The organism is Inquilinus limosus DSM 16000, assembly GCF_000423185.1.
In the GTDB taxonomy this organism is placed as follows: Bacteria; Pseudomonadota; Alphaproteobacteria; order DSM-16000; family Inquilinaceae; genus Inquilinus; species Inquilinus limosus.
The window spans coordinates 56660-68053 of record NZ_AUHM01000006.1 but is presented as its reverse complement, the minus strand read 5'-3'; the positions used below and the strand labels follow the sequence as shown (position 1 = coordinate 68053).

Here is an 11394-nt window from a genome sequence, read left to right as displayed (position 1 = left end):
GCGCCTCAGCGGCCGAAGATCTGGTTCCACTCGGCGATGATCGGCTTCGCCGGGTCGACATAGCCGGCGTCGTGCAGGTAGTCGATATAGAGATCCGCGGGATCGGCGTACCAGTCCTCCTTGTACCAGTCGGCCTTCGCCGCCTTGCGGGGGTCGACCGTGTCGTCCCGGGCCGAGGCGACGCCGGCGACCTTGAACCAGGCCGCCTGCCCTTCGGCGCTCGCCGCCCAGTGCTGGAACAGCCGGGCCGCGTTCGGATGCGGCGCCTGGGCGGAGATCGCCTGGACGGTCAGGTTGGCCGGGGTCGGCTTCGGGAACACCCAGCGGATCGGCGCGCCTTTGAGGTAGAGGCCGCCCATGTCGCTCTGCGAGGCCTGGTCGACGATCGCATGCTCGCCCGCGGCGAGACGGTCGTACATCGGCGACTTGCTCTCATAGACCTGCGGCTTCAGCGCCGCCATCTTCGCCAGGAAGTCCGGCCCGAACTGGTCACGCTTCCCGCCCAGGAACATGTAGACATAGGAGTAGCTGCTGCCGCCGGAGGCCGGGGTCCCGGTCGCGAAGCGCCCGGCCCAGCGCGGATCGGTCAGGACGCTCCAGCCGCCCTCGCGGATCAGCTTGTCCTCCTCCGGCGTGATCTTGGTGGAATTCCAGGCGATCCCCATGGCGTTCACGAAGATCGTGTACCAGACGCCGTCCTTCTTCATCTCCGGGCGGATGCCGGCCGCCGAGGCCGGGGCATAGTCCGCGACCAGCCCCTCCTCATGGGCGGATTCGATCAGGACGGTGTCGGTGATCTGGACGAGGTCGGCGATGTGCTGCCCGACGCGCTCCTCCGTCAGCCAGCGCTCGAACAGCGGGTAGCTGGGGCCGCGGACGTTCTGCGTCGTGATCCCGTAGGTGTCGGTGAAGACCTTCGTCCAGACCGCGGTCGGGTCGATCGCGGTGGTGTGATAGTAGGTCAGCGTGCCCTCGGCCTTGGCCGCGGCGACCAGCCCGGCATCCGGCTCCGCGCCTTGCGCGAATCCCGACCGGCCCAGGGCGGACAGGCCGATGGCCCCCAGCCCGGCCAGCGCACCGCCCTGCAGCACCCGGCGGCGCGACCAGGCGCCCTGCGAACCGAAGCGCGAACGATCGTCGAAACCGGCCATGACGCTCCTCCCAGGTATTCTTGGTCGAGGAATGCTTAACGGCATCTCCTCATTGTCAATCGTACATTTGCGCAAATGTATTTGCGCGTCAACGCTGCAGCCGCGATACTCTCGCGAGGCAAGGCATCAGGACGTGTGGCGGACGAATGGCGCAGGAGAAGATTGCGGACCCGTGGGTGAGCCCGGCTCCCGAGGCACCGCTGAACGAGCCGACCTATCTCAGGGTGAAGCGCGCCATCATCGGCGACCTGGTGTCGGGGCAGTTCGTGCCGGGAACGCATCTGACGATCGAGGCGCTGACCTCGCGCTACGCCGTCAGCCACATGCCGATCCGCGAGGCGCTGCGCCAGCTCGAGGGCGAAGGGATCCTGATCTCGCTCGCCCATCGCGGCTTCCGGATCGAAGCCATCACCGAAGGCTATATCCGCAACATCTACGACATCCGGGTCGGGATCGAATCCATGCTCGCCCATCGCGCCGTCGAGTTCGCGTCCGACGCCGACATCGCCACGCTGCGGCGGCTGCATGAGGATCTGAGCGTCCGGATCCGGTCGGGGAAGCCGATGGTGGCGTCGCGGGAGAACATCATCTTCCACAAGCGCATCTACGGCATCGCGCGGAACCCGGAGGCCGAGGCCATACTCGAAGGGCGCACGCGGGTCGTGCGGACGGTGGCGGACAGCCTCGGCGGCTACACCCCCGACGTCTACGACGCGGTCGTCGCCGAGCACGAAAAGATGATCCTGGCCTTCGAGGCCCGCGACCCGGCGGCGGCGGGACAGGCCGTCTTCGATCATGTCAGCGCGGCCCGGGACCGGCTGCTGACCCGCATGGCGAAGACCGGCGCGTTTCCGCAGGATCCGTGAGACCCCGACGGTCGCATCGCCTTTGTCACAAAGTTATATGATAACTTTGTGAGCAATCGCCCCGGCACGCACCAGAAGCCTGACGAACCGAGCCGGCGCGGCACCCGCCGCTCGCGGCGTGTCCTGAAATTCTTTTTTTCAACAAGATGTTACGGAAACCGGAGCCGAATCCCGATACCCGGCCCGAGCAGAAGAGATGAGGCCGGCCGGAGATCATGCCGTGCAGGGACTGGTCCGATCGCGCAGAAGAGGCGTGACAATGGCCGGCTTAAGTTATATGACATCATTTAAGTTTCTGCCGAACGATAAGAAATGCGCCGCGGGAGAACCGGACGGGCGCGCGTAGGGAGGAACAGGATGACCGCAATTTTCCGCGCCATCGGCGCCGGACTGTTCGCGCTCGCCATCATCGCCTGGCCGGTCGGCCGGGGCGACGCCGCCACGCCGGACGACCAGATCGTCGTTGGGCTCAGCATGACGAACATCCTGGCGCTCGACCCGCCCTTCCAGACCGGCCGGGAGTCGCTCGAGGTGCTGGCCAACGTCTACGACTCGCTGATCGATTCCGACCCGCGCGAGCGCGGCAAGCTGCTGCCGGGCCTGGCGGAAAGCTGGACGGTGAGCGAGGACGGGCAGACCATCACCTTCAAGCTGCGCAAGGGGGTGAGGTTCCATTCCGGCAACCCGCTGACGGCCAGGGACTTCGTCTGGTCGGTGACGCGGGCGCTGAAGACCCAGTCGACGCAGGGCTCGAACTGGAAGATCTCCGGTTTCACCGCCGACAACGTCGCCGAGACCGTGACGGCGCCGGACGACGAGACCGTCGTGATCAGGATCCCGCAGCGGACCGATCCGACGCTGGTGCTCTACACCGTCGCGCACAACACCGCCGGCATGGTGCTCGACAGCAAGCTCGTGATGGAGCACGAGAAGGACGGCGATCTCGGCCAGGCCTGGCTCGCGACGAACGACGCCGGCTCGGGCCCCTACACCCTGCGCAACTGGCAGCCGAACAACATCATCATGCTCGAGCGCTTCGACGGCTACTGGCGCGAGCCGGCGAAGATGCGGCGCGTGATCTACCGCCACATGCCGGAGCCGCAGACGCAACGCCTGGCCATCGAGCGCGGCGACATCGACATCGCGATGAACCTGTCGGTGGCCGACATGGAGGCGCTGAAGAACAACAAGGACGTCGTCATCAACTCGGCGCCGGGCGGCAACATGTACTACCTCGCCGTCAACATGAAGGACGAGAAGTTCGCCAAGAAGAATGTCCGCCTCGCGCTGCGATACCTGATCGATTACGACGGCATCAACAAGACGATCATGCCGTTCTACGGCTTCTATCACCAGCGTCCGATTCAGATCGGGCTGCCGGGGTCGCTGCCCGACCCGGGCTACAAGCTCGACGTGGACCAGGCCAAGAAGCTTCTGGCGGAAGCGGGCTATCCGGACGGCTTTTCGACCACGCTGCGGGTGCTGTCGGACCCGCCTTTCATCGACGCCGCCACCTCGATCCAGGGCACGCTGGCCCAGGCCGGCATCAAGGCGGAGATCATCTCGGGCAACGGCGACGCCGTGTACGGCGCCATGCGCGAGCGCAAGTTCGACCTGCTTGTCGGCCGCGGCGGCGGGGGCACCGACCCGCATCCGCATTCGAATCTGCGCAACCAGCTCTACAACCCCGACAACCGAGACGAGGCCAAGCTGACCTCGTTCCAGGGCTGGCGCACCGCCTTCTACGACGAGAAGCTGAACCAGTTGATCGACGCCGCGCTCCTCGAGCCTGACCCGGACAAGCAGAAGAAGATGTACGAGGAGATCCAGCTCTATGCCGAAGACGTGGTGCCGTCGATCCAGCCGTTTTCCCAGGCCCTGGACTCCGTCGTCACGCGCGCGGACGTGAAGGGCTACGTCTACCACTATGCCTGGACCACCCGGTATCGCGAGGTGACGAAGGCGCGATAGCCGGACGGTCCCATCGTTCCGGGGAGCGGGAAGCGTGCTGTCACAGCTGTCAGGATGGCTCGGACGCGGCAGGCCGTCGCGCCCGTGGTTCGACCAGGCCCTCGCGGTCGTGGTCACCCTGCTCGGGCTCCTGATTCTCACCTTCCTGATCGGCCGGGTCATGCCGGTCGATCCGGTGGCGAGGCTGGTCGGCGCCGATGCCGACCAGGCCGCGTATCAGGCGATGTACCAGAAGCTCGGCCTCGACCAGCCGCTGCATGTGCAGCTCTGGTACTATCTGCGGCAGATCTTCAGCGGCGATTTCGGCGTGGCGCTGCTGACCGGCCACCGGGTGATCGACGACGTCATCCGCGTCTTCCCGGCGACCATCGAGCTGGCGACGGTCAGCATCCTGCTCGGCGCCGGCATCGGCGTCCCGCTCGGCGTGCTCGCCGCCAGCCGCCGCGGCCGCCCCACCGACCATATCGTCCGCGTCATCACCCTGCTCGGCCATTCCGTGCCGATCTTCTGGCTCGGCATGATGGGGCTGCTGCTGTTCTATGCCCAGCTCGGCTGGGTCGGCGGTGGCGGCCGCGTCGAGGTCTTCTACGAGGGCATCGTGCCGGTCAGGACCGGGCTGCTCCTCGTCGATTCCCTGATCGCCGGCGACACCGAGGTGTTCTGGAGCGCGGTGCGCCACATCGCGTTGCCGGCCTCCGTTCTCGCCTATTCCTCGATGGCCTATCTCAGCCGCATGACCCGCAGCTTCATGCTGGAGCAGCTGTCGCAGGAATACATCATCGCCGTGCGCGTGAAGGGCCTGCCCCGCCGCGACGTGATCTGGCGCCATGCGTTCCGCAACATCCGGGTCCAGCTCGTCACCATCATCGCCCTCACCTACGGCAACCTGCTGGAAGGCGCCGTGCTGGTGGAGACGGTGTTCGCCTGGCCGGGCTTCGGCCAGTACCTCACCAACAATCTCCTGCTCGGCGACATGAACGCTGTGATGGTCTGCGTGCTGATCGTCGGGCTGATCTTCATCAGCCTCAACGTCCTGAGCGACCTGCTGTACCGCGTCTTCGACCCGAGGACCCGCTGATGGCCGACCTGCCCGCCGATGCCGCGCCGCCCGCGAGGGGCCTCAGGACCTATATGGCGCGCGAGCCCCGCTCGCCCGGCGAGGCGATGCTGCACGAGCTCTACGCCACCGCCCTGCGCTTCTTCGCCAATCCCCTCGCCGCGATCGGCCTCGCCATCATCGTCCTGCTCTGCCTCGTCGCCATCTTCGCGCCGTGGCTCGCCACCCATGATCCGCTGGCGCAGGATCTCGGCAACGCGCTGCGCCCGCCCTCTTCCGCCCATTGGTTCGGGACGGACGAGATTGGCCGCGACATCTTCAGCCGCATCGTCTACGGCTCGCGCGTCACGCTCTACATCGTCGCCCTGGTCTTCATCACCGTCGGGCCGATCGGCCTCGCCGTCGGCGCCACCGCCGGCTATCTCGGCGGCCTCGCCGACACGGTGCTGATGCGCCTGACCGACCTGTTCCTGTCCTTCCCGGGCCTGGTGCTGACGCTGGCCTTCGCCGCGGCGCTGGGGCCCGGCCTCGACCATGCGGTGCTGGCCATCACCCTCACCGCCTGGCCGCCGATCGCGCGCCTCGCGCGGGCCGAAGCCCTGACCATCGCCGGCAGCGACTTCATCGCCGCGGCGAAGCTGCAGGGCGCGTCGGCGCTGCGCATCATCACCCGCCACGTCATGCCGCTGTGCCTGCCGTCCCTGATCGTCCGGGTCACGCTGAACATGGCGGGCGTCATCCTGACCGCGGCGGGCCTGGGTTTCCTCGGCCTCGGCGCCCAGCCGCCGACGCCCGAATGGGGCGCCATGACCTCCACCGGCCGCCGCTTCATGCTCGACCACTGGTGGGTCATCACCATGCCCGGCATGGCCATCCTGATCGTCAGCCTCGCCTTCAACCTCTTCGGCGACGGGCTGCGCGATGTCCTCGACCCCAGGCAGGATTGAGATGGCCGAGCCCCTGCTCACCGTCGAGGACCTCCGGGTCCGCTTCTCCACCCCGCGCGGCCTGGTCGATGCGGTCCGCGGCGTCTCCTTCACCGTCGGGCGCGAGAAGCTGGGGATCGTGGGGGAGTCCGGTTCCGGCAAGTCGACCATCGGCCGGTCCATCCTGCGGCTCCATCCGCGCTTCGCGCAGATGACCGCCCGGCGGTTCGACTTCCGCGGCATCGACCTGCTGCAGGCCGGCGAGCGGCAGATGCTCGACATCCGCGGCCGGCGCATCTCGATGATCCTGCAGGACCCGAAATTCGCGCTCGACCCGGTCATGACCGTGGGCGAGCAGATCGCCGAGGCCTATCGCCGGCACCGCAAGGCCTCGCGCGCCGAGGCCCGCGACCGGGCGCTGGCGATGCTGGAAGCGGTGCGCATCCGCAACCCCGGGCATGTCTACGGCCAGTATCCACACCAGGTCTCGGGCGGCATGGGCCAGCGCGTGATGATCGCGATGATGCTGATCCCCGAGCCGGACCTGATCATCGCCGACGAGCCGACCTCCGCCCTCGACGTCACGGTGCGGCTCCAGGTCCTGGCCATCCTCGACGACCTGGTCAGCGAGCGCGGCATCGGCCTGATCTTCATCAGCCACGACCTCAACCTGGTCCGCTCCTTCTGCGACCGGGTGCTGATCATGTATGCCGGCCGCATCGTCGAATCCGTCCCCGCGGCCGAGCTCGACACCGTCCGGCACCCTTACAGCCGCGGGCTTCTCGACGCCCTGCCCCGCATCGACCAGCGCCGCGACCGGCTGCCGGTGATGGTGCGCGATCCCGCCTGGGCCCAGGGGTGAGGAGGCGGCCATGGCGATCCTGACCGTCGACGATCTCAGCCTCGCCTTCGGCAGCGGGTCCTACGCCCTGCGGGTGCTCGACGGCATCAGCTTCGCGGTGGAGCGCGGCGAGGTGTTCGGCCTGGTCGGTGAGAGCGGGTCGGGCAAGTCCACCATCCTGCGCTGCATCGCCGGGCTCCACCGGCACTGGACCGGCGCCGTCCGGCTCGACGGCGAAACGGCGGCAGACCGCAAGGCCCGCTCGCGCCTGGTCCAGATGGTGTTCCAGGACCCCTACGGCTCGCTGCATCCGCGCCGCACGGTCAACACCACGCTGGCCGAGCCGCTGGTCATCCACGGCATCGGCGATGTGCGCGACCGCATCGACCAGGCGCTGCGCGACGTCGGCCTTGCGCCGCAGCTGCGCTACCGCTATCCGCACCAGCTCTCGGGCGGCCAGCGCCAGCGCGTCGCCATCGCCCGGGCGCTGATCCTGGAGCCGCGACTGCTGCTGCTCGACGAGCCGACCTCGGCGCTCGACGTCTCGGTGCAGGCTGAGATTTTGAATCTCTTCGCCGATGTCAGGGCGCAGAAGCAGCTGACCTACATCCTGGTCAGCCACGATCTCGGCGTGGTCGCACATATGTGCAGCCGCTTCGCGGTGATGCAGCACGGCCGCATCCTGGAGACGCTGACCAGCGCCGATCTCGCCGAGGGCCGGGCGCAGCATCCCTACACGCAGATCCTGATCGAGGCCAGCCGGCGCTACGACCGGTCGCTCGCGCGCCGGCTGGCGCGGTCCGACGGCGCCGGTCTTCAGCCCGAACAGCCGCCCGACACGCCCCTGGACCTCGCCGCAATCCGCCCCGATGGAGGACGCCCGTGAAGATCGTCGACGTGACCGTGCGCGTATTCGTCCACAAGACCCAGATCGCACGCGACAAGGCCGGCCATGCCCATCCCGGCAAGGAGACCGAGACGCGGAGCGGGCTGCTGACCGTCCATTGCGACGACGGCACCGAGGGCCACTGCATCTACAACCCCGAGGTGATCCGGCCCTATGTGGTGGAGAAGCTCTACAAGCCGGTCCTCCTCGGCCAGCATCCCTTTGAGCGCGAGCGGCTGTGGCAGGAGCTGCTGTTGCGGCAGCGCGGCAGCGCCGAGCAGCTGACCGACCGGGCGCTGTGCGCGGTCGAGCTGGCCTTGTGGGACCTGGCAGGGCGCAAGCTCGGCCTGCCGGTGCACCGGCTGATCGGCAGCTATCGCGACAAGGCGCCCGCCTATGGCAGCACCATGGTGGGCGACGACATCCCGGGCGGCCTCTCCTCCCCCGAGGATTACGCCCGCTTCGCCGAGGCGCTGGTCCGGCGGGGCTACAAGGGCATCAAGCTGCACACCTGGATGCCCGACGGCGCGGCCGCGCCCGACCCGAGGCGCGACGTCGCAGCCTGCGCGGCCGTGCGCGAGGCGGTCGGGCCCGGCATCGCCCTGATGCTGGACGCCTATCACTGGTACAGCCGGTCCGATGCGCTCTATCTCGGCCGCGAGCTGCAGAAGCTCGATTTCGCCTGGTACGAGGAGCCGATGGACGAGGCCAGCATGAGCTCCTACGCCTGGCTCGCCGGCAATCTCGACATCCCGGTCCTCGGCCCGGAAGTGGCCATGGGCAAGCACATGGTCCGCGCCGAATGGGCCAAGGCCGGCGCTTGCGACATCATGCGCACCGGCGTGTTCGATGTCGGCGGGATCATGCCGAGCCTGAAGGTCGCCCACCTCGCCGAGGCCTTCAACATGGATTGCGAGATCCATGGCAGCGGCGTCGGCAACCTGACCGTCATCGGCTGCATCAAGAACTGCGTCTGGTACGAGCGCGGCCTGCTGCACCCGCTCCTCGACTACGACCGCGTGCCGGAATACCTCAACGCGCCTGTGGATCCGATGGACCAGGACGGCTTCGTGGTCCTGTCGCAGCAGCCGGGCCTCGGGGCCGACATCAACCTCGAATACATCAACGACAACCTGGTGCGCTGATCCTCCGGGACACACAGGGGAAACCGCCATGGCGACCATCCCGACGAAACGGCTGGGCAGCAGCGGGCTGGTGGTGTCGCGGCTGGCGCTGGGCACCATGACCTTCGGCGCGACCACGGATGAGGCCGAGGCGAAGCGCATCGTCGCCTCCGCGCTCGACCGCGGCGTCAACCACATCGACACCGCCGACACCTATGCCGGCGGCCGGTCGGAGGAGATCGTCGGCCGCGCCATCGCCGCCGACCGCCATCACTGGGTGCTGGCCACCAAGCTGGCGAACCCGAGCGGGCCCGGCCCCAACCAGCGCGGCCTGTCGCGCAAATGGATCATCGAGGAGGTGCAGCGGAGCCTGAAGCGGCTGGGCACTGATTTCATCGACATCCTATACCTGCACAAGGAAGACCACGGCACGCCGCTGGAGGAGACGGTGCGCGCCGTCGCCGACCTGCAGCGCAGCGGCGCCATCCGCTATCTCGGCCTCTCGAACTTCAAGGCTTGGCGCATCGCCCGCATCGCCGCGATCTGCGACCAGGCCGGTATCGACCGGCCGGTGGTCGACCAGCCGCTCTACCATGCCCTCAACCGCACCGTGGAGGTCGAGGTGCTGCCGGCCTGCCGGGCGCTCGGCATCGGCGTGTTCTGCTACAGCCCGACCGCGCGCGGGATGCTGACCGGCAAATACGCGGTCGGCGAGCCGCCCCCGCCGGACAGCCGCGCGGCCCTGCAGAACAGGCGCATGATGGAGACGGAATACGTGCCTGCGGCTCTCGCCGCCGCGGCCGAGATCGGCGGACACGCCCGCCGGCGCGGCTGCGACCCCGCCGCCTTCGCCGTGGCCTGGGTGCTGGCCAATGAGGCGGTGACGGGCGCCATCGCCGGCCCCAGGACGATGGCGCAGTGGGACGGCTATCTCGCCGCCTTCGACGTCGACTGGACCGCCGAGGACGAGGCCGCGGTCGACCGGCTGGTGCCGCCCGGCACCACGGCGATCCCGAACTTCATCGATCCGATCTACCCGGTGGAAGGGCGTTTCGCATCGCATCACGACGGCAGTGGAGGCGCGCATGGACGCGACGTTTGAGCGGGCTTCGCAGGAGGAGATCGCCGCGCTCGCGGTATTCTCGCCGCCGACCCTGCACGAGGCGATGGGCCAGCGCGGCGCCATGCCCGCCTGCATCAAGCCGATCTACCCGGGCATGAAGCTCGCCGGCTCGGCCCTCACGGTGCGCTGCAAGCCCGGCGACAACCTCGCCATCCATGTGGCCGCCGCCTCGGCGCAGCCCGGCGACGTGCTGGTCGTCGACAATGACGGCTTCGTCGAGTCCGGCCCCTTCGGCGACGTCCTGGCCACCGCCTGCCAGGCGCGAGGTGTCGTCGGGCTCGTCATCGACGGCTGCGTGCGCGACGGGCCCTGCCTCCGGGAGATGGGCTTTCCCGTCTTCTCCCGCGGCCTCGCCATGAAGGGCGCCGCCAAGACCCATCCGGGCGAGGTCGGCGTCCCGATCGTCTGCGCCGGCGTCGCCGTCTCTCCGGGCGACGTCGTCATCGGCGACGACGACGGCGTCGTCGTGGTCCCGCGCGCCCTGATCGCGCTGGCCCTGAAGGCCGCCCGCGAGCGCGAGGACAGGGAGGATGCGATCAAGGAGAAGCTGAAGGCCGGCGCCACCACGCTCGACCTGCTTGGGCTGCGGCCGCTCCTCGAGCGCGCAGGCTGAGACTGCCCGGATGTTGTCACACAGCTTGACGGCGGTTCTCTACTCGCCGGTCATCGCCTTGTAGCGCGCCCGGCTGCCGGCCAGGTGCCGGCGCATCTCGGCGCTCGCGAGCGCGCTGTCGCGCTGCCGGACCGCCTCGAGGATCGCCCGGTGCTCCGCCTCGATCCGCTCCTGGTGGTCCGCGAGACCATAGGCCGACGCGGCCGACGGATCGAGGTGGCGGCGCGGAAAGGCGAATTCGCCGAGATGATCGATGAAGTCCGCGAAATACTTGTTCTGCGTCGCCGCGGCGATCGCCTTGTGGAATGCGAGGTCGGCAGCCACCAGGCGCCGCCAGTCCTTGGCAGCCGCCTCTCCTCTCTCCAAGGCGACGGACATGGCGCGGATGTCGTCGTCGCGGTGGCGGGCGGCGGCCAGTGCGGCCGCCTCGACCTCGACGGCCAGACGAAGCTCCAGGACCGACAGGATGTCGTCGAGCGTGGCCCGCAGAACGGCCGGACCGATCCGGGGCGGCGCCGCTTGCGCCGCCACGAAGGCTCCGGAGCCGCGGCGCGTCTCGACCAGCCCCGACGCCCGCAGCGCCGCGACCGCTTCGCGCACCACCGTGCGGCTCACGCCGGTGGTCCGGGACAGCTCGCTTTCCGTCGGCAACCGATCGCCGACCTTGAACCGTCCGCTCAGGATCTCGCGCTCGAGGGCCGCGCTCAGCGACGACACGAGATTGGTGTTCGGCACCACCCTGTCGAGCGTCAGGGATGCGGGGGGAGATCGTCTGGCCACCGTCGCCGCGCGCTCAAGTTGTCATGCAACTCCTGGAATATGGGCTGCCGCGCACC

The 11394-nt window shown here is 68.6% G+C and carries 11 protein-coding genes; 9 read left to right on the top strand and 2 right to left on the bottom strand.

What is annotated here, in order from left to right; genetic code table 11:
- Positions 1-5: 5 nt before the first annotated feature.
- Positions 6-1151, bottom strand: coding sequence for an ABC transporter substrate-binding protein (locus tag G537_RS0109495; protein ID WP_026869918.1), 1146 nt, complete (start codon positions 1149-1151; stop codon positions 6-8).
- A gap of 176 nt (positions 1152-1327) precedes the next feature.
- Here G537_RS0109495 and G537_RS0109490 point away from each other — a divergent pair, with 176 nt between their 5' ends.
- The 9 genes from G537_RS0109490 to G537_RS0109450 all read left to right on the top strand — a co-directional run bounded on the left by G537_RS0109490 (position 1328) and on the right by G537_RS0109450 (position 10558).
- Complete coding sequence (locus G537_RS0109490; protein ID WP_162146096.1) at positions 1328-2017, top strand: GntR family transcriptional regulator; 690 nt, start codon at positions 1328-1330, stop codon at positions 2015-2017.
- A gap of 357 nt (positions 2018-2374) precedes the next feature.
- Positions 2375-3988 carry an ABC transporter substrate-binding protein gene (locus G537_RS0109485; protein ID WP_081688712.1) on the top strand — a complete coding sequence of 538 codons (1614 nt, stop codon included), beginning with the start codon at positions 2375-2377 and terminating at the stop codon, positions 3986-3988.
- Between the two features lie 34 nt (positions 3989-4022).
- A complete protein-coding gene (locus G537_RS0109480; protein ID WP_026869915.1) occupies positions 4023-5066 on the top strand; it encodes an ABC transporter permease in 1044 nt (347 codons plus the stop codon).
- Positions 5066-5992 (top strand): ABC transporter permease, encoded by a 927-nt coding sequence (locus G537_RS0109475; RefSeq protein WP_026869914.1) that lies wholly within the window; start codon positions 5066-5068, stop codon positions 5990-5992. Before G537_RS0109480 ends, G537_RS0109475 begins: the two co-directional genes overlap by 1 nt.
- Before the next feature lies 1 nt (position 5993).
- Positions 5994-6833 carry an ABC transporter ATP-binding protein gene (locus tag G537_RS0109470; protein ID WP_026869913.1) on the top strand — a complete coding sequence of 280 codons (840 nt, stop codon included), beginning with the start codon at positions 5994-5996 and terminating at the stop codon, positions 6831-6833.
- Positions 6834-6843: 10 nt separating this feature from the next.
- The gene (locus G537_RS37180) at positions 6844-7698 is read left to right on the top strand and encodes an ABC transporter ATP-binding protein (RefSeq protein ID WP_064742101.1); all 855 of its coding nucleotides are present in this window, start codon (positions 6844-6846) and stop codon (positions 7696-7698) included.
- A complete protein-coding gene (locus G537_RS0109460; protein WP_026869912.1) occupies positions 7695-8843 on the top strand; it encodes a mandelate racemase family protein in 1149 nt (382 codons plus the stop codon). Before G537_RS37180 ends, G537_RS0109460 begins: the two co-directional genes overlap by 4 nt.
- A gap of 28 nt (positions 8844-8871) precedes the next feature.
- Positions 8872-9924, top strand: a complete 1053-nt coding sequence (locus tag G537_RS37175; RefSeq protein WP_051248244.1) for an aldo/keto reductase — start codon at positions 8872-8874, stop codon at positions 9922-9924.
- Positions 9908-10558, top strand: coding sequence for a 4-carboxy-4-hydroxy-2-oxoadipate aldolase/oxaloacetate decarboxylase (locus G537_RS0109450; protein ID WP_034851196.1), 651 nt, complete (start codon positions 9908-9910; stop codon positions 10556-10558). Before G537_RS37175 ends, G537_RS0109450 begins: the two co-directional genes overlap by 17 nt.
- A gap of 39 nt (positions 10559-10597) precedes the next feature.
- Here G537_RS0109450 and G537_RS0109445 read toward each other — a convergent pair whose 3' ends face one another.
- The gene (locus tag G537_RS0109445; RefSeq protein WP_026869910.1) at positions 10598-11338 is read right to left on the bottom strand and encodes a FadR/GntR family transcriptional regulator; all 741 of its coding nucleotides are present in this window, start codon (positions 11336-11338) and stop codon (positions 10598-10600) included.
- Between the last annotated feature and the right edge of the window lie 56 nt (positions 11339-11394).